This is a genomic window from Bosea sp. PAMC 26642 (genome assembly GCF_001562255.1).
In the GTDB taxonomy this organism is placed as follows: Bacteria; Pseudomonadota; Alphaproteobacteria; order Rhizobiales; family Beijerinckiaceae; genus Allobosea.
The window spans coordinates 2,059,203-2,077,716 of sequence record NZ_CP014301.1; the positions used below are offsets into that span (position 1 = coordinate 2,059,203).

Annotated in this window: 16 protein-coding genes; 6 read left to right on the forward strand and 10 right to left on the reverse strand. The window is 66.2% G+C overall.

The features are described from left to right. The first annotated feature begins 159 nt into the window (after positions 1 to 159). Together AXW83_RS09750 and AXW83_RS09755 are read left to right on the forward strand one after the other, a co-directional pair. Complete coding sequence (locus AXW83_RS09750) at positions 160 to 627, forward strand: hypothetical protein (RefSeq protein WP_066612714.1); 468 nt, start codon at positions 160 to 162, stop codon at positions 625 to 627. A 488-nt stretch (positions 628 to 1,115) separates the two neighbouring features. Beyond that, positions 1,116 to 2,453 (forward strand): flagellin N-terminal helical domain-containing protein, encoded by a 1,338-nt coding sequence (locus AXW83_RS09755; RefSeq protein WP_066612720.1) that lies wholly within the window; start codon positions 1,116 to 1,118, stop codon positions 2,451 to 2,453. A gap of 219 nt (positions 2,454 to 2,672) precedes the next feature. Here the strand turns inward: AXW83_RS09755 and AXW83_RS09760 are convergent, their stop codons facing one another. Continuing rightward, positions 2,673 to 2,861 (reverse strand): GIY-YIG nuclease family protein, encoded by a 189-nt coding sequence (locus tag AXW83_RS09760; protein ID WP_066612724.1) that lies wholly within the window; start codon positions 2,859 to 2,861, stop codon positions 2,673 to 2,675. Positions 2,862 to 3,091: 230 nt separating this feature from the next. Between AXW83_RS09760 and AXW83_RS09765 the strand changes: the two genes are divergently transcribed. Genes AXW83_RS09765 through flaF form a run of 3 tightly spaced genes read left to right on the forward strand, consistent with a single transcriptional unit; the run spans position 3,092 to position 5,250 of the window. Then, positions 3,092 to 4,447, forward strand: coding sequence for a flagellin N-terminal helical domain-containing protein (locus AXW83_RS09765; RefSeq protein WP_066612726.1), 1,356 nt, complete (start codon positions 3,092 to 3,094; stop codon positions 4,445 to 4,447). Positions 4,448 to 4,502: 55 nt separating this feature from the next. Continuing rightward, positions 4,503 to 4,895 carry a flagellar biosynthesis repressor FlbT gene (gene flbT / locus AXW83_RS09770; RefSeq protein ID WP_066612728.1) on the forward strand — a complete coding sequence of 131 codons (393 nt, stop codon included), beginning with the start codon at positions 4,503 to 4,505 and terminating at the stop codon, positions 4,893 to 4,895. Then, positions 4,879 to 5,250 carry a flagellar biosynthesis regulator FlaF gene (flaF, locus tag AXW83_RS09775; RefSeq protein WP_066612729.1) on the forward strand — a complete coding sequence of 124 codons (372 nt, stop codon included), beginning with the start codon at positions 4,879 to 4,881 and terminating at the stop codon, positions 5,248 to 5,250. Before flbT ends, flaF begins: the two co-directional genes overlap by 17 nt. A 213-nt stretch (positions 5,251 to 5,463) precedes the next feature. Here the strand turns inward: flaF and AXW83_RS09780 are convergent, their stop codons facing one another. The 7 genes from AXW83_RS09780 to AXW83_RS09810 all read right to left on the reverse strand — a co-directional run bounded on the left by AXW83_RS09780 (position 5,464) and on the right by AXW83_RS09810 (position 14,521). Next, positions 5,464 to 6,990, reverse strand: coding sequence for a flagellin (locus AXW83_RS09780; protein WP_066612731.1), 1,527 nt, complete (start codon positions 6,988 to 6,990; stop codon positions 5,464 to 5,466). A gap of 10 nt (positions 6,991 to 7,000) precedes the next feature. Then, on the reverse strand, positions 7,001 to 8,884 hold the full coding sequence (flgK, locus tag AXW83_RS09785; protein WP_066612734.1) for a flagellar hook-associated protein FlgK: 1,884 nt from the start codon (positions 8,882 to 8,884) through the stop codon (positions 7,001 to 7,003). Positions 8,885 to 8,945: 61 nt separating this feature from the next. After that, positions 8,946 to 10,364 carry a flagellar hook protein FlgE gene (locus AXW83_RS09790; RefSeq protein ID WP_066612736.1) on the reverse strand — a complete coding sequence of 473 codons (1,419 nt, stop codon included), beginning with the start codon at positions 10,362 to 10,364 and terminating at the stop codon, positions 8,946 to 8,948. A gap of 180 nt (positions 10,365 to 10,544) precedes the next feature. Beyond that, a complete protein-coding gene (locus AXW83_RS09795; RefSeq protein ID WP_066612739.1) occupies positions 10,545 to 11,552 on the reverse strand; it encodes a YcjF family protein in 1,008 nt (335 codons plus the stop codon). Between the two features lie 16 nt (positions 11,553 to 11,568). Further along, on the reverse strand, positions 11,569 to 13,014 hold the full coding sequence (locus AXW83_RS09800) for a YcjX family GTP-binding protein (protein ID WP_066612741.1): 1,446 nt from the start codon (positions 13,012 to 13,014) through the stop codon (positions 11,569 to 11,571). A 13-nt stretch (positions 13,015 to 13,027) separates the two neighbouring features. Further along, complete coding sequence (locus AXW83_RS09805) at positions 13,028 to 13,555, reverse strand: SixA phosphatase family protein (protein WP_066612743.1); 528 nt, start codon at positions 13,553 to 13,555, stop codon at positions 13,028 to 13,030. A 120-nt stretch (positions 13,556 to 13,675) separates the two neighbouring features. Then, positions 13,676 to 14,521, reverse strand: a complete 846-nt coding sequence (locus AXW83_RS09810) for an AAA family ATPase (protein WP_066612748.1) — start codon at positions 14,519 to 14,521, stop codon at positions 13,676 to 13,678. Positions 14,522 to 14,735: 214 nt separating this feature from the next. Here AXW83_RS09810 and AXW83_RS09815 point away from each other — a divergent pair, with 214 nt between their 5' ends. Next, positions 14,736 to 16,526 carry a cation:proton antiporter domain-containing protein gene (locus AXW83_RS09815; RefSeq protein ID WP_066612749.1) on the forward strand — a complete coding sequence of 597 codons (1,791 nt, stop codon included), beginning with the start codon at positions 14,736 to 14,738 and terminating at the stop codon, positions 16,524 to 16,526. Here AXW83_RS09815 and AXW83_RS09820 read toward each other — a convergent pair. Together AXW83_RS09820 and AXW83_RS09825 are read right to left on the reverse strand one after the other, a co-directional pair. Further along, positions 16,465 to 17,583 (reverse strand): glycosyltransferase family 4 protein, encoded by a 1,119-nt coding sequence (locus AXW83_RS09820; RefSeq protein WP_082767047.1) that lies wholly within the window; start codon positions 17,581 to 17,583, stop codon positions 16,465 to 16,467. The two genes, AXW83_RS09815 and AXW83_RS09820, sit on opposite strands and share 62 nt — an antisense overlap. Next, positions 17,583 to 18,413 carry a UDP-2,3-diacylglucosamine diphosphatase gene (locus tag AXW83_RS09825; RefSeq protein WP_082767048.1) on the reverse strand — a complete coding sequence of 277 codons (831 nt, stop codon included), beginning with the start codon at positions 18,411 to 18,413 and terminating at the stop codon, positions 17,583 to 17,585. Before AXW83_RS09825 ends, AXW83_RS09820 begins: the two co-directional genes overlap by 1 nt. Between the last annotated feature and the right edge of the window lie 101 nt (positions 18,414 to 18,514).

Sequence of the window (18,514 nt, forward strand, 5' to 3'; positions counted from 1 at the left end):
CGCGACCTGCCACACACGTAAATTTTGACTGAATTCCCTTACGTCAGATTCAAGAGTTTTTGCCAGTGTGATTGGAGTTGGATGGGAGAAGCCCGTCCGCGATCCGCAAGACGTCGAGTGGCCCCCGCTGCCGCTCCCGACTCCAGAAGGAGTGAAACCATGGATTTCGGCAACGCGCAGAAGGTCACGCCCGTCATGGGCATCACGCTGGCGCCCCGCTCCGACATCGTCGCCACCCAGGGCGGCGTCAAGGTCGAGCTCCCCCCCGAGAAGACCGTGCAGTCCGCCCGCGCCGGCGACGCGGTCCGCGTCGACATCAAGGAGCGCCCGGCACGCGAAGCGCAGGACGCAAAGGTCGAGGACCGCTCCGGCGAAACGGATCGCCAGGCCCAGATCCAGGTCCAGCGTCAGCAGCAGGCGGTCAAGGACACGATCGAGCGCCGGCTGACGATCGAGCCGGCGACCCGCGAGATCGTTCTCCAGAAGACCGACCTCGAAACCGGCGAGACCGTCGAGACCGTGCCCGACGAGGCCACCCTCAAGTTCAGGCGCTTCGCACGCGAGATCGCCGAGCGCGCCCGTGCCGCTGAGGATACGACGGCGCGCTATGTCGAACGCACCGCCTGATACCTTCTCAGACGTGCCGCCGGACCAGACTGCCCGCCATCGTGCGGGCAGTTTTCGTTTGTGGACAAGCGCAGCCCGGATCATCGACCCCTTTCAGGCAAACGCGCCGTCATTCCGGACAAGCCGCGAAAGCGGCGCCGATCCGGAATCCATGCCGGAACGCTGGCCTTGAGAGGTTCAGGCATGGGTTCCGGGTCTGCGCTTCGCTGCGCCCGGAATGACGCGGAGGGAATGATAGCGGCCTGTGCCATTATCATTTTGGACGCTTATCGGGCCCAGGATTTCTGAAACAGGCCGGGAGTCCAAATGCGATCGCCCCGCTCGCCCGCTTTCAGCCTTGATTAACCACGCAGCGGGTTCGAGCCGATCCGGCGCAATTCGACCGTCCGAATTTACCCCTTGTTACGAGCTGCCGACCAAATGTCTGCGGGACACGGCCAGAACGGCCGTGCCGCCAGAAGGCGTCATACCAGAAGGGTATTCTTACAATGGCTATCTCTCTCTCCAGCAACGTCCGCAACTCGCTGACCTCGCTTCAGTCCATCACCAGCCAGGCCGCCGCCGTCCAGAGCCGTCTTGCCTCGGGCAAGAAGGTCAACAGCGCCGTCGACAACCCGGTCAACTTCTTCACCGCTCAGTCGCTGAACAACCGTTCGGACCAGCTCAAGGGCCTGCTCGACGGCATCTCGAACGGCATCCAGACCATCCAGGCCGCCTCCAAGGGCATCGACGGCATCACCAAGCTCGTTGGTTCGCTGCAGTCGACCATCAAGCAGGCCCAGGCCGACGCAGCCCAGAACCGCCCGACCGTCGTCGGAACCGGCACGACGCTCGCCAGCTCGGCTGAAGCCCTGCTGACCAGCAAGAGCCTCAAGGACATCGCTCTCGACAAGCGCGTCGGCAGCGCCGGTGACACTACCGTCGCCACCGCAACGGCCGCTTCTGCCGGTGACCTCGGCGTCGACACCACTGCGACCGGCTTCCTGAACATCCAGATCGTCACGAACCCAGCAGCAGCAACCTCGACGACCAATGTCAGCGTCGCCTTGACCGCCAACACGACCGTCCGCGACGTCGTCAACGCGATCAACAGCTCGGGCGTCGCTTCGGCCTTCGTCGACGAAAAGGGCCTGCTGAACGTCAAGGGCTCAGGCTCCGAGACACTCGGCGTCGGCCTCGGTGTCGGAGCTACCGCCATCGCTGCGACCGGTACATCCGCGACTGGTGCGTCTAACACCGCGTTCGGCCTGGCCGCGACTGACGCCACGACGGGTATCGCCTCGTCCGGCGTCACCTCCGCCACCCGCTCCAACCTCATTCAGCAGTACAACGACCTGCGCACGCAGATCGACTCGCTGGCCAAGGATTCGGGCTTCAACGGCGTCAACCTGCTCGGCGGCGACAAGACCACGATCACCTTTAACGAGAAGACCGGCAAGAACCAGACCAAGCTGGAGATTCAGGGCACCAACCTGACCTCCGACAACATCGGCCTCGTTCAGGCCGGTAACGCCCAGGTCGCCGGTACGATCAACTTCCAGAACGACACCGATCTGGACAAGGCCACCGGTGCGCTGACCAACGCGCTCGGTTCGTTGAAGTCGCTCGCCTCGACCTTCGGTGCCAACCTCGCGGTCGCCCAGACCCGCCAGGACTTCACCAAGGATCTGGCCAACGTCCTGACGACCGGCGCCGACAACCTCGTCAACGCCGACGCCAACGAAGAGGCCGCCGCCCTGCTCTCGCTGCAGACCCGTCAGCAGCTCTCGCAGACGGCCCTCTCCCTGGCCTCGCAGTCCGACCAGGCCGTCCTGCGTCTGTTCTGATCCATCTTCGTCCGCAGAAGCGGGCAAGCCCATAGAATATGGGCCGAAGACAAGAAGGCGGCGGAGCGAAAGCTCCGCCGCCTTTCTCTTTCGTAACCTCTTCCGTCATTCCGGGCGAAGCGAAGCGCAGACCCGGAATCCATGCCGGAACGCTGACTTTGAGAGGGTCAGCATGGATCCCGGCTCAAGGCCGGGATGACGGTGGTGGCTGAGGGTGAATCAATCCAGATGGACAGTCCCGTAGAGGTCGTTCCAATCCGGATTGCCTTTCTCGACAAGCGCGATCTTCCACGCCCTGCGCCAGCCTTTGATGGGCGTCTCCTGGTCGATCGCTTCATCGGCCCGTTCATGGGCCTCCGCGTAGACGAGGCGATTGACGCCGTAGCGAAGCGCAGACCCGGAATCCATGCCGGAACGTCGAAACCGGCCGTTCCGGCATGGATTCCGGATCGGCGCCGCTTCGCGGCTTGTCCGGAATGACGGTCCTCCCCAGCAGAATCCGGCGAGGTCACACAAATGTCTCCTGTCCAGCTCTGCCGACAGAGCTCCGCCATTAACCAATTGTTATCCTTAACGAGGGATTATCGGTCCAGATCAAACCGGGCAGGCGTGCGAATCGCGCTTTCAGGGGACCAAAGATGGCCAGCACAATTCTCTCCAGCGGCGTCCGCAACAACCTGCTGACCTTGCAGCAGACGACGGCGCAGCAGAGCGTCATCCAGAACAGGCTGGCGACGGGCCGCAAGGTCACTTCGGCCATCGACAACCCGGTCAATTTCTTCACCTCGCAATCGCTGAGCGATCGCTCCAGCCAGCTAACCGGCCTGCTCGACGGCATCTCGAACGGCATCCAGACCATTCAGGCTGCATCCAAAGGCATCGACGGCATCACCAAGCTGGTGCAGTCGCTCCAGTCCACCGTGAAGCAGGCTCAGGCCGACGCGGCCCAGAACCGGCCGACCAAGGCCGGCACGGCGCTCTCCTCCGCGACCGAAGCGGCCGTGACCAGCAAGAGCCTGAAGGACATTGCCCTCGACAAGCGCATTCGGGATACGACCGGCGTCGATGTGCTCGACGACGGCATCGCCAACGCGGCGACCGCCTCCAGCTCGGGCGACTTGGGCATCGTCGAAGCGCAGACCTTCCTCGGTCTTTCGATCACGGCCGGCACTACGACCTACACGGCCTCGTTCCCCAGCGCCAATGCCACCGTTCGCGACGTCGTCAACGAGATCAACAAGTCGGGTATCGCCACCGCCTTCGTCGATGAGAAAGGCCAGCTCAACGTCAAGGGCACCGGCTCCGAAACCGTTGCCTTCGGCTTCGGCACCTCCGCCGTAGATGGCGCCGGTGCAATCACCGACGCTGCCGCTGTCGGAACCAACAACAACACCGCGCTCGGCTTTCTCGCCAACGACGGCGCCGCCGCCACCTCGGCTCTGACCTCGTCGAACATCACCTCGGCCGTCCGCTCCAACCTCATCCAGCAGTTCAACGACATTCGCGATCAGATCGACAAGCTCGCCAAGGATTCGAGCTTCAACGGCATCAACCTGCTGGCCGGCGACCGCCTCTCGATCATCTTCAACGAGAAGACCGGCGCCAACCAGACCAAGCTCGACATCCAGGGCTCGACCCTGACCTCGGACAATCTCGGCATCGTCCAGGCCACCAACACGCAGCTGACCGGCTTCTTCAACTTCCAGAACGACCTCGATCTCGACAAGGCGACAGCTGCCTTGACAGGCTCCATGACCTCGCTGAAATCGCTCGCCTCGACGCTGGGCTCCAATCTCTCGGTCGCTCAGACCCGCCAGGACTTCACCAAGGAGCTGGCCAACGTGCTGACCACCGGCGCCGGCGCCCTCGTCCTCGCCGATCCCAACGAGGAAGGCGCCAGCCTGCTTGCGCTCAACACGCGCCAGCAGCTCTCGCAGACGGCGCTCTCGCTCGCCAACCAGGCAGACCAGGGCGTGCTGCGGCTCTTCGGCTGATCGCGCCGAAGACGCCCGGACAACACCCCTCCCCCAGCCAGAAGGCTCGCACATCATGGCGCTCAAGGTCGAACTCAAGCCCAAGGAACGCATCATCATCGGCCAGGTGGTGATCCGCAACGACGAGCAGCGCACGCGCTTCTTCATCGAGGGCGACGCGCCGATCCTGCGCGAAAAAGACATCCTCACGGCCGCCACAGCCGACAGCCCGGCCAAGAAGATCTATCTGGCGCTGCAGCTGATGTATCTGGCCGAGGACCCGATGCACCAGCACGAGCTCTATTTTCAGCTGGTGCGCGACTTCGTCAACGCGGCGCCGAGCTCTCTGCCGCATATTCACGAGATCAATAACCGCATCTTAAGCAGCGAGCTCTACAAAGCTCTCAAGGCAGCCAAGAAGCTGATCGCTTACGAAGCGGAATTGATCGAGAATGCAACACGGGCATAACGCGTACGCCTCCGCCGCCAGGACGAACCAGTCGGTCGTCTCCCCCCGCGAACTCGAAGCCTCCCTGCTGATAAAGGCCGCCGCGCGGCTTCAGTCGATCGCCGACGAATGGGCGACCCGCGAGCGCGAACTCGACGACGCGCTGGGCTACAACCGCAAGCTCTGGACGCTGCTGGTCTCCGCCGTGGTCGCGGAAGACAATCTGCTGCCCATCGGCATCAAGACCAACATCATCAGCCTCGCCAACTTCATCTTCAACCAGACCTTCAAGATCGCCGCGAGCCCGACGCCACAGAGCCTCGCCGTGCTGATCGGCATCAACCGCGAGATCGCGGCAGGACTGCGCAATCGCTGAGGCGGACGAGCGGCCTTCGCCGCTCCAGCAGAACGGGACGTCATCCCGGACAAGCCGCGAAGCGGCGCCGATCCGGGATCCATCATAAGGCACGGTCGGTTTTCTACGATGGATCCCGGATCTTCGCTGCGCTGCGTCCGGGATGACGTGGTGTGGTGGCTATCGGGATTGCCTCGGCATCAGAGCACCTGTTTCAGAACCCAGAATCCGCCCTCACAGATAATTCGTCAGCGAGAGCTGCGACAGGCTCGCCGTCGTCTGGTAGCTCGCCTGTAGCTGCGTCTGGAGCGCCAGGAGCTGCACCGCGACCTCCTCGGTCGTGACGTTCTCGACCCCGTCCAGTGTCGTGTTCAGATAGTTCTTCGTGCTCTGATGGCGCTCTTTCGCCTGCGCGATGGAGCTTTGCGCCGTCCCCAGTTCGGTGATGATCTCGGCCGGCTTCTGCACCGCCCCGCCGAAGCCGAGCCCCTCTCGCACCCGCTCGGCCAGGGCGTTGTAGCGCTCCTGCGAGGTCGGATCGTTGGCGTCGAAGGTCTCGACCGCCAGGGCTGCGAAATTCGCGAGCCCGACGCGGAAGGCCTCCTCGTTGGCGCGCGCGCCGACCTTGACGGTCTGGCCCTTGTCGACCTGGACGGTCGAGGTCGCGCGGGCCGGGCTCGTCGCTTCGCTTGCATCGTCGCCGAGGTACCAGATCACGGTATTGGTCGTGGTACCGGGAGCCGGCGCGGCCGTGGCGGTCGCGAAGCCGGGACCGGGCACGCGCACTGGCGGGCTCGTCAGGCTGCCGGCGAAAAAGTTGCCTGACGCCACCGAGGTCGAAGCCGCCGACAGCGTGGTGTTAGCCTCCTTGGTCAGGGCCGCCGTAACCGTCGCGCGCAGATTGACGGCCGTCGCGTTGACATCGGCGCCGATCTCGAAGGTCGAACTCGCCGCGCCCTGCGTGCCCGCGGCACGCGCCGTCAGCTCGATCTTCTCCGTCGTGCCGTCGGGCAGTGCGACGCTGATGGTCAGGGTCTCGCCGGGCGCGGGCTGGGCCGCGACATCGATCGACAGGCTCGCCGGCGGACCGGCGGCTAGGGCGTTGGTGAACGTCGCGGTGCTCGGCGAGATGCCGGTCAGCTTGAAGCCGTAGGGATGTACGACCGCTTCTTCCGCGATCGTGGCCGTGGTGCCCGCGCCGCCGGCTGTCAGCCGTCCGAGCCCATTGGCGCCGAGATCGGCCGCCTTGCGCTCGGCGATCAGCTGCTTCAGCCCGGCGCGGCCGGCGCCGTCGCCGTCGATCATCTCGGAATAGCTCGCCGTCGGCTCCGTATCCGATGTGCGGCCGGAGAACAGGTAGCGGCCGTTGACGTTGGTATCGAGCAGGTCGAGCGTCTGCTTGAACTTCTCCTCCGCCAGGATTTGCGGCGCCGAACGGCCGCTGGCGCTTGCGACGTAGCTGTTGGAGCGGACGTCGTTCTTGGTTTCGTTGGTCAGCTTCGAGAAGGTCTCGACAGCGTTCGTCGAGAGCTTCAGGCTGACATCGGCGAGCTGGATTCCCGACAACCAGGCATCGATCGACGAGACCTTGGCATTGAGATCGAGGCTGGTCCGCCGCTCGATGCCGAGATCGCCATAGGTCTCGCTCTTCTTCTTGGTGGCGAGCTGGCGCTGCAGATCGTCGAGCTTGGTGCGGCTCGAGACGAACTCGTTGGGCTTGGCGGCGCGATAGGCGCCCGTTCCCGCGGCGGTGATGGTCATGATGGCGTCCTCACACTCTCAGCAGCACGTCCATCAACTCCTTGACGGTGGAGATGACGCGGGCGTTGGCTGCGTAAGCGGTCTGTAGCTCGATCAATGTGGACATTTCCTGGTCGATATTGACCTGCGACGTGTCCTGGAAACGGCTCTGCACGGCGGCCAGCGCGACCTGCTGGCCCTCGTCGAGGCGCTTGGCGGTCTCGACCGCCTGCCCCGTCGAGGCGACGACACGCTGGACGAAATTCGACACCGTGCCGGTCGTGCTCGCGGTGGCGCCATCCAGTCCGACCGAACGCGTGAAGCTGCGCTGGCTCTGGCTAAGCCGCTGGAGCAGCAGGTTCGGCCGCGTGGTATCGCCTTGTGGGACGCCGGTATCGTAGACAGCAAGCTTCGAGCGATCCGCGATCAGGCGCGGATCGACCACGATGCGGCCGGCATAGCCGGTCGTCTGCGAGCCGTTCTCGTAGGAGCCGGTGAAGACCGCATTGCCGCGGCCGCCATCGACGAAGAACGGCAGTTCCGCCGACCCGGTCAGCCCGGTCGCGGTCGGCCGGGCCGTTAGCCCGACGACATCATAGGCGCCGGCCGCCCCGTCATCGGCGATGCTCAGGGTCGTGCCGTCATAGGCCACGGTGAAGCTACCCCCGACGGCGGCCTGCATCTGGGCCTGAACGGTCGCCGGAGCAGCCGAAAAGTCGATCCCGACGACCCGATTGTTGGCGTCGCCCTGGGCGGAAGCCGGCAGCGAGGTTCCGCCGGCGACATTGACGAAGGTGAAGCGCTGCGTCGTGTTGCCGGGCGTGGCCTTGTAGTCGAAGGTGACGCTGTTGCCCCGGGCCAGCGTGCTCAGATTGACCGTGCTCGGATCGGCGGGATTGTAGGTCAGTGCGGCCTGGCTCGCCGGAGCGGCGGTCGTGACGGTGCCCGCAACCTCGCGATCCGACAGCGCGCTCGACATCTGCGCCGCAATCTCGTCGAGTTGCGCCTGCGCCCGGACCAGCGTCTTGTCGCGCAGTTCGACATAGGCCGCGATCGCGCCCGAACGGAAGGTGTTGTTGGCAATGGCGTCGACCGTGTTGCCGGAGCCGTCGGTGACCGTGATCGTGCCGACGCCCCTGAGCGCCGGATCGGCGTTCCATTGCGATTCCGGACTCAGGCCAGAACGCTCGTCGAATTTGAAGGTGACCGAGGGTCGGCCATCGAAGATCTGCGCGCCCGAGCCGGTGACGACGGTCAGCGAACCGCGGGCATCCTCGCTCGTCTTGATGTCGATGTATTGCGAGAGCTCCGCGACGATCTGGTCACGCCGGTCCTTGAGGTCGGCGGTGGCGTTGTCGTTGGGGCTGCCGACGATGCGGGCATTCACCGACGTCAGCGAATTGAGCAGCTCGTTGACCTGGGTGACGGCGGTGGCGATCCCCGACTCGGCTTGCGTGCGCAGAGCCTGGACGCCGTCCGAGAGGCCGTTGAGCCGCCCGGCCAGCAGCGCCGCCGAATCGATGACGGCAGACCTGTTGGTGTAGGAGGACGGGTCGTTCCGCAGCGCCTGCAGGGAGCTGGTGAAGCTGCTGTAGACCGAGTCCAGCGCCGTGGTGCTGCCGGGCGCGCCATAGAGTTGGTCGAGATTGGACAACACGCCTGCGCGTGTCGATGTATAGGCGGCGCCGGCGGATTCCTGCCAGAGCTGGCGCTGCACGATCTGGTCGAGCAGGCGCTGGACATTGGTGTTGCCGGTGCTGACGGTGAGGCCGCTCAGCGTGTCCGAGGTCGAGACCGTCCGCCGGATATATCCCGGCTTGTCCGCGTTCGCGACGTTCTGCGAGACTACGCCGATGCCGACCTGCGTCGCGTGCAGGCCGGAAATCGCGGTACCCAAGGATGCGCTGAGACCCATCGTCAACTCCTGTCGTCACGCGCGGCCCTCCTGGGCCGCGTCGAGCTGCGCCCGACGCCTGTCAGCGGATGATGCTGAAGACGTCGCGCAGCATTTCCTGCGCCGTGGTGATCACCTTGGTGTTGGCCGAATAGGCCTGCTGGGTGACGATCATCTTCGAGAACTCGTCGGCGATGTCGGTGTTGGACTGCTCGACATTGCCGCCGATAAGATCTGCGGTGCCCAGGCCGACGATCGGCGGTCCCGATTCGATCGTCTCCTCGAAGGCGCCGCCATCGAGCCGCTTCAGCGAGTTGTCTGCGTTGAAGCGGGCGACCGAGATCTGGGCCAGCGCCTTGACCTGGCCGTTGCTGAACGTGCCGATCACCTGCCCTTCCGCGGAAACCGAAACCCGGTCGAGCGTGCCGGCCGTGTAGCCGTCCTGCCGGATGCTGCGCGCATCGATCAGGCCGCTGATATCGCCGTTCTGGGTCAGGCCCGTGCCACCGGTATTGATCACGACGCCGCTGACCAGCGTGCCGCCGATCGTGACCGGAGGGATGGTGATGTTGCCGCCGGACGGTGCGACGAGTTGGCCAGTCGTCCCGAAGGTGATGTCGGTATTGACGTTCTGATAGGCGACCGCCGTTCCTGTCGCGCTCGTGTTGACGCCGACGAACAAATTCCAGGTGCCCGTCGTGACCGGCGGGCCCGCACCACCATTATTGAGCTTCGACCAGCGCAGCTCGACATTCGTGGCCTTGCCGAGCGAGTCGTAGACGGTCACCTGACCGCCCGGAATCGAGTCTGTCAGGAATGTCGGCAGCGCTTCGCCTGTCACGACGCCGTTGCCGCCCTGCGTGGTGGAGAGCGGGTTGTTCGGCGCTGCGAACGACGTGTAGTTCGCGGCAGAGAGGAACTGCGCGTTCGGGTTGGTGGGGTTGTCGGTCGCCCGTTTGGTGGCGGGCGTGGATGGAATATTGGCGCGGTATTCGATCGATGTCGTCGCCTTGGCCGGGTACTGTTCCTGCGTGATCCGCAGCACCTCGGGCTGGGTGCCGATCACCTGCCCCGTCACGGTGTCGATCTTCTGCCCCTTCAGGAAATAGCCCGCGCCGTTGACGAGATAGCCGTTGGCGTCGAAGTCGAAATCGCCGCGGCGCGTGTAGAGATTGCTGTTGGCGAAGGTCGTGTTGGTGCCGACTCCGCTCTGGCGCTGGTCGACCACGAAGAAGCCGTCGCCGTTGATGGCGACGTTGGTGTCGATGCGCGTCGCCGAGAGATCGCCCTGAATCGAATTCGTCGACTGGCTGTAGGCCGCGACCGACCCCGAGATCTGCCGGTTCAGCGCCGAATCCGGCACCAGATCGGCGAAGGTCGTGTCGACCCGCTTGAAGCCCGCCGTGCGCGAGTTGGCGATGTTGCCGGAGATGTTCTCCAGCGCATAGGACTGCGCCTGCAGCCCGGATACGGCCGTCGTCAACGCACTGAAAACACCCATGGCACCCTCGTCTCGACCGGCGCCCTGCGGGCAGCCCTCATTGATCGAGACTGGCTTTGCACGGCCTATGCCACGCGATCGGCCTATATTTGTCAGGGACTTGGATGGTTTGCGAAGCGTTTCGCGGCGATTTCGACCGGGCAGAACCGGGTCCGGCCGGCAGATTCTGCCGGGCTTCGATCAGGTCTCCGGGGTGGCGCCACGCCATGACGTGAGGTCCCCCGCGACGTCCGACAGCGACGGGATGTCGGCCTCGACGAAGGGAAGCGGCCGACACACCGCGAGCGCGGCAAGCCCGATCCGCGCCGTCAGCAGCCCGTTGAGAACGCCCTCGCCGAGCTTGGCCGAGAGCCGCGCCGCAAGCCCCTGCCCGACCACCTGCTGGATCACCGCATCCCCCGCCGCCATGCCGCCGGTGACGACGAGATGGCCGAGCACTTGGCGCCCGAGCCGAAGCAGGCCGAGCGTGCCCGGCCTTCCGGCATAGATTCCGGCGATGGCGCGCAGCAGCCGCGCGCAGGCGATCAGCACGAAGACGACATCGATCAGCGCGCGCGGGCTCACCGCCGTCAACAGCGAGACCCGCCGCGCCGCCTGCGCGATCTGCGCCTGTGCGGCGGCATCGAGCGAGACCAGCAGATGGCGCTCGGCGACGGCGAGCACGTCACGCGCCGCAAAAAGCTGCGGCAGGTCGTCCTGCAAGGCAGCCCGGCCCTTGGCGGTCTCTGCCCTGCCGGCATAAAGGCCGGCGAGATCGGCGGCGATGGCTCTGGCCTCGTCGAGGCTTCCCCCTGCCAGCGCGGCCGTAGCCCGCAGGCGCAGCGCCTCGACGCGGCGTTCGCGCAGGATGTCGCGCAGCACCCGCGCCAGCATCACCAGCAGCGCCAGAGCGGCAATCCCGGCACAGATGAGCGCCGCATAGCCGAGCGCCGGATTCTGGCTCATCAGCGAGGCGATGGTTCGCTCGGCCCAGACCCCGACCGACAGCGCCAGCAGAGCAGACAGCGCCGCGACGAACAGGCCGCCCCACGAAAAGCGCCGCCGCGCCACCGGCACCGCGGCAGGCTCGACCGGGTCGATCGGCTCGACCTCGTCGACGATCGCGACGCCTGTCCCAGTGAAGGGTCTGTCGCTCTCCGCAGAGGGCGCTGTCGGATCGAGCCGGATCGCGCGCGGGGGCTTGCTCATGCGAGACCTGCCTGCATCACGTTAACCGATCCCCGATCAGGAATTCGAGCGCGCGGTCGAGCCGGATCTGCGGCGGCGGCGGGGTCCGCCCCCCGGCGTCCGTCGGGACGAGCGGCGGCCGGAAGCGCGGCGCCCGCACCTGCCAGCGGCTCGCCGGATCGAAGATCGCCTCGGGCCGCTCCGGCAGATCGCCGGGAAAGATCGCGGCCTCGCTCACGCCATCGAAAACCTCGCCATCGACGACCTCGCCGGCCTCGGGCACGCCCGCGATCGCCGGCAGATCGTCGCGCCCATCCTTCATACGGACCTCGCGCGTCGCCCTGACCGCAGCGAAGGCCATCGATTCCACGCGAGCCCCCGCCCCTTGCGCCCGCGAGGCGGCTCGCGCCACCAGATGCGACATCACCGCCGCCAGCCGGTCATGGCTGGTGTGATGGAGATGGTCGGCCTTGGTCGCGGCGAACAGAACTCGCTCGATGCGCGGCGAAAACAGGCTCGACAGCCAGGAATTGCGCCCGATCTGGAAGGCCGCGAGCGCCTGCCCCAGCGCGGTCTCGAGATCGGCCAGCGCCGGCGCACCGGCATCGAGCGCGGCCAGCGCATCGACCAGCACGATCTGCCGGTCGAGCCGGGCGAAATGATCGCGGAAGAACGGCGTCACCACGAGCCGCTTATAGGCCTCGAAGCGCTCCGCCATCAGCCCGGCGAGCGTGCCCGGCACCGGCTCCCGGTCCGGCCCGAGATCGAGCGGCGCAAAGGTCAGCGCCGGCGAGCCTTCAAGATCGCCCGGCATCAGGAAGCGCCCCGGCGGCGTTACCGCGACAGCCTCGGGATCGGCCCTCAGTTTCGCGAGATAGGCCTTGAACAGGTCGCTGGCGGCCTCGGCCGCGAGTTCGTCGGGCGCCCCCGCCGGATCGCGCGCGGCGAGATCGGCGAGCCAGGCGCTCGCGGCATCCTTGCGATGGGCCTTTCGCGCATCGCCGACCGCCTGCCGCGACCAGGCGGTATAGTCCTGCCCGATCAGCGCCAGATCGAGCAGCCATTCGCCGGGATAGTCGACGATGTCGAGCGTCAGCGTCGCCGGCCCCTTGAACCAGCCCTGCGCCCGCTCGTAATCGATCTCGATGCGCAGTTCGGAGATGCGCCGCGTCGAGTCCGGCCAGCGCCGCGCGGGACCCGTCAGCGCAGCACGATGCGCCTCATAGGGAAAGCGCGGGATTTCGGGATCGGGTTGCGGCACCAGCCGCACCCGCGTGATCCGCCCTTGCGACGCCGCCTTGAACACCGGCAGCCGCGCCCCCTCGATCAGGTTCTGGATCAGCGCGGTGGTGAACACCGTCTTGCCCGAACGCGACAGCCCGGTGACGCCGAGCCGCAGGCGCGGCCGCGCCAGCCCGAGCAGGCTGTCGCCGAAGGCCAGCGCCGCGTTGCGCGCCTCATCGAGATAGGAATTCTGGCTCAAGGCTGGGGGCCGCTCACTCGTCGGGACCTTCGCCGAGCGATGCCGGCGTGACGAAGCGGTCGAGCCGCCCGCCGCGCGCGGCGACGTCGCGCCAGTCCTCGACGGCGAAATCCAGCACGACCAGGCCGCAGGTCGGATATTTCTGGCTCATCCGCGCCGAGGCATAGCGGTCGCCATGGCCGGTTAGCAGCGCGGCCAACTCCTCTAAACCGGGATTATGGCCAATCATCAGCAGGGTCTTCACCTGCGGCTCGACCTCCTGCACGACATGGAGGAGGCGTTCCGTCTTGGCCTCGTAGATGCGAGGCTCGACATGGGTCGCAGGCTTTTCCGGCAGCATCGGAGCGACCAGGTCCCAGGTCTCGGCGGTGCGCCGCGCCGGCGAGACCAGAACGAGATCGGGCAGCAGCAGTTCCTCGGCGAGATAGCGCCCCATCACGGGAGCAGCCTCACGCCCCCGCGCCGCGAGCGGGCGCTCTGGGTCGGCCATGCCGGTCGGCCAGTTCGATTTGGCATGGCGCAGGAGCATCAGGCGTCGCATGGGGGAGAACCTAGTTATAGCGCCGGGATTTTGCGAGAGCGTCGCGCGCAGTCGTCGCCCTGTCGGCATTGCGAGCGCAGCGGAGCAATCCAGGGTCGGCGCGAGAGCGCCGGAGCTGAGCTACCGCCCCTCCCGCCGCACCATGAACGCCAGCTTCTCGAACAGGCTGACATCCTGCTCGTTCTTCAGAAGCGCGCCGTGCAGCGGCGGGATCAGCTTGCGCGGGTCGCGTTCGCGTAGCATTTCCGGCGTCATCTCGTCGGCGACGAGGAGCTTCAGCCAGTCGAGCAGCTCGGAGGTCGAGGGCTTCTTCTTGATGCCGGGCACGTCGCGCACCTCGAAGAACAGCTTCAGCGCCTCCTCCATCAGCCGCTTCTTGATGCCCGGGAAATGCACCTCGACGATCTGCTGCATCGTCTCCGCATCGGGGAAGCGGATGTAGTGGAAGAAACAGCGGCGCAGGAAGGCGTCCGGCAGTTCCTTCTCGTTGTTCGAGGTGATGATGATAACCGGCCGCCGCGCGGCGCGGACGGTCTCACCGGTCTCGTAGACATGGAATTCCATGCGGTCGAGTTCGAGGAGCAGGTCGTTGGGGAACTCGATATCGGCCTTGTCGATCTCGTCGATCAGCAGCACCGGCCGCTCGGCCGAGACGAAGGCCTCCCAGAGCTTGCCACGCTTGATGTAGTTGGCGATGTCGGAGACTCTGCTGTCGCCGAGCTGGCTGTCGCGCAGCCGGCTGACGGCATCGTATTCGTACAGCCCCTGCTGCGCCTTCGTGGTCGATTTGATGTGCCAGGTGATCAGCGGCGCCTTCAGGGCAGCGGCAATCTCCTCGGCGAGCACGGTCTTGCCGGTGCCGGGCTCGCCCTTGACCAGCAGCGGACGCTCCAGCCGGATCGCGGCATTGACGGCAACGGTCAGATCCTCGGTGGCGACGTAGTTCTCGGTGCCGGCAAAGCGCATGGACGGTCCTTCTGATCGGTGGGGCGGACGCTAGCCCAGGAACCGGCGATCGGGAAACCGCATTTCCGCGATCCCGCCCTGTGCAGCGATGATGCGGCACAAGCGCCGCCTGCCATGTTTCGTGCCGGGAACACACGACAAACGATTGTTTTGAAAGCGTACAAACCGCAAGCTTCACAAGACTTTCATCCCCGAATCGCAAGCAGGACTCGCCTTGGCCGGAACCGTCGATCCATCCGCCTATCGTGACGCCATCGTCGTGCTCGCCACGGCGGGCGTGATCGTGCCCTTCGCCAAGCGCTTCAAGGTCAATTCGGTCGTCGCCTTCATGGCCTGCGGCGCCGTGCTCGGGCCCTTCGGACTTGGCCGGCTCGCCGGTTCCATCCCCGGCCTGAGCGCGATCACCGTGTCCAGCGCGGAGGCGCTGGCCGGCCCTGCCGAACTCGGCATCGCCTTCCTGCTCTTCGTCATTGGGCTCGAGCTCTCCTTCGAGCGCCTGATGACGATGCGGCGGCTCGTCTTCGGGCTCGGGCTGGGGCAGGTCGTGCTCTCGGCGGTGTTCATCGGCACCTTCGCCTTCGCCTTCGGCCAGCCGGCGGCGGCGTCGGTGATCATCGGCTTCGCCCTGGCGCTGTCGTCGACCGCGATGGTCGTCGAACTGCTCTCGGCCAAGCGCCGCATGACCTCCTCGGCCGGCCGCGCCAGTTTCGCCATCCTGCTCTGCCAGGACATCGCGGTCATCCCGCTGCTCTTTCTGGTCAGCGTGCTGAGCGCGCAAGCGGAAGGCGCATCGCTGCTGGCCGGCCTCGCCCAGGCCCTGGTCCAGGCCTTCGGCGCCATCGCCGCGATCGTGGTGATCGGCCGTCTGGCGCTGCGGCCGCTGTTTCGGCTTGTCGCCTCGACCGATTCCTCCGAGAGCTTCATGGCTGCCACCCTGCTGATCGCGCTCGGCACCGGGCTGATCGCGGCCGCCGCCGGCCTGTCCATGGGACTGGGCGCCTTCATCGCCGGCCTACTGCTGGCCGAGACGGAGTATCGCCGCGCCATCGAGGTCACCATCGAGCCGTTCAAGTCCCTGCTGATCGGCGTCTTCTTCCTGACGGTCGGCATGGGCGTGAACCCGGCCGAACTGGCAGCACATCCCTTCATCATTCTGGGCATCGCGATCGGCCTCTTTGCCGCAAAGTCGCTGATCGTCTTCTCGCTCGCGCGCCGCTTCCGGCTGTCGCCGGCGACATCGCTCGAAACCGCGATCATGATCGGTCCGGGCGGCGAATTCGCCTTCGTGCTGATCGGCGGCGCGGTCGCGGCAAAACTGCTCGCGCCGAACGCTGCCAGCCTCGTGCTCGCCTCAGTCTCGCTGACCATGATCGCCCTGCCGTTCCTGGCGAAGCTGGCGCGCGCCTGGTCGCTCAATCTGACGGTGCCCGCGGCGCTGCCTGACGAAGCAAAGATCCTGCCGCCGGACGACCATTCGGCCCGCGCCATCGTCGTCGGCTGCGGCCGTGTCGGCAGGCTGGTCAGTTCCATGCTGGAGGAACACCGCAAGCCCTATATCGTGGTCGACTCCGATCCCTCGGTGATCGCGGCCCAGCGTCGCGCCGGCCGGCCGGCCTTCTTCGGCGACGCCACCCGCCCCGATTTCCTGCGCATGTGCGGCCTCGAGGAGGCCACCGCGCTGATCGTCTCGATCAACAATTCACGCGTCGTCGACGAGACCGTGCTCGCCGCCCGCGCGCTTCGGCCCGATCTGGTCATCGTGGCGCGCGCCCGGGACGCGGCCCATGCCCGCCATCTCTACGAGATCGGCGTCAACGACGCGGTGCCCGAGACGATCGAGGCCAGCCTGCAATTATCGGAAGCGGCCCTCGTCGGTCTCGGCGTGCCGATGGGCCTCGTCATCGCCTCGGTGCATGAGCGGCGCGACATCTACCGCGCGGAGCTCAAGCCGGCAGGCCCTCAGGCCCGGTCGCTGCCGCGAGACGAGCGTTCTCGAAGGCTGTGAGACACTGCGCCGTGGCGCCTGCAGGCGCCGGCTCGCTGCGCGGAGACGGCCCGGCCGGCTGCGCGACGCGGCGGATATGGCCGTAGAACTGCTCGGCACTGCGTTGCCAGCTGTAACTGGCGGCGAGCGCCTGGCAGGCTTCGCGCGGAATTCGCAGCGCCGAGAGCGCGGCGGCCCGCAGATCCTCATTCAGCACGGCCGCCCCGCTGCCGGCGAAGACGTCGCTCGGCCCCTGCACCGGGAAGGCCGCAACCGGCAGGCCGCTCGCAGCCGCCTCCAGCAGCACGATCCCGAAGGTGTCGGTCAGGCTCGGAAAGACGAACACGTCCGACGAGGCGTAGATCGCCGCCAGATCCTCGCCTTCGCGCGTGCCCAGGAAGGTCACATCCGGAAACGCACGCTGCAGATCGGCCCGCGCCGGGCCGTCGCCGACCACGACCTTGCTGCCCGGCAGCCTGAGCGACAGGAAGGCCTCGAGGTTCTTTTCGACAGCGACCCGCCCGACGCTGAGGAAGATCGGTCGCGGCAGATCGAGGACGCTCGCCGGACGCGGATGGAACAGTGCGAGATCGACGCCACGCCCCCAGCGAACGATCTTCTCGAAGCCATGCGAGCGCAGCTCGTCCTCGACCGTGGCGGTCGAGACCATCACCGCAGCGGCTGGGCCATGGAAACGCTTCAGGAAGCGATAGCTCCAGCGTTCGGGGATCGGCCAGCGCGCCGCGACATATTGCGGGAAGCGCGTGTGGTAGCTGGTGGTGAAGGGTCGCTTCTGAGCCAGGCAGACCGCTCGCGTCAGCCAGCCGATCGGGCCTTCGGTCGCGATATGGATATGGTCGGGCCCGAAATCGGCGATGCGCCGCGCCACCGCGCGCCGCGTCGCAAGCGCGATGCGGATGTCGGGATAGCTCGGCAGGCCGACCTGCCGGAAGCCTTCGGGCGTCAGCATCTGCGGCGTCACGCCGAATTGCGGCCCCGCCTCGACCATTCGCTCCAGCGACCGCACGACCCCGTTGATCTGGGGCCGCCAGGCGTCGGTCGCGATCAGGACCCGCATCAGACGGCCTCGGCGAGCGCCGGAACAGGCTCCGGCCGCGTCGGCACCACGATCGGCACCGGCGCCTCGCCCTTCAGCCGGTATTGCGGCCAGCGGATCATCTCGAAGCGCCCGTCATGATGCTCGACCACCGCCGTGCAGCTTTCGACCCAGTCGCCGGTGTTGATGTAGGTCAGCCCCTCGATCTCGCGGAAGGCGGCATGGTGGATATGACCGCAAACCACCCCGTCGGCATTGTGGCGTCGCGCCTCGGCTGCGAGGCAGCTCTCGAACTCGCCGATATAGTTGACCGCGTTCTTGACCTTGAGCTTGGCCCAGGCCGAGAGCGACCAATGCGGCAGATTGACCAGCCGGCGCGCCTTGTTGACGATCGTGTTGGAGGCAAGCGCCAGCGTGTAAGCCCAGTCGCCCAGCAGCGCGAGCCATTTGGCGTTGCGCACGACGAGATCGAACAGGTCGCCATGGATGACGAGCAGGCGCTTGCCGTCGGCGGTCTCGTGGATGATCTCGTCGACCAACGCGATGCCGCCGAAATGCAGCCCGGTGAAGTCGCGCAGGAAATCGTCGTGGTTGCCCGTGACGTAGATCAGCTTCGAGCCCTTGCGGACCTTGCGCAGCAGCTTCTGGATGACGTCGTTGTGCGATTGCGGAAAATACCAGCCGCTCTTCAGCCGCCAGCCATCGATGATGTCGCCGACGAGATAGATTTGCGGCGCGTCGTAGGAGCGCAGGAATTCGAGAACCAGATCTGCCTGGGCGCCGCGCGTACCCAGATGCAGATCGGAGATGAAGATGCTGCGAACCTGCTTGGCCTCGTCTTCGTCGCCCATGCCCGCCTGCCCATCCCGTTGCGATGCTTGCGGCATGTGTCTGATTTGCATTGCGCTTTGATGACGGAACCACCAATCCGTATCTTCGGTCGGCCGCGAGG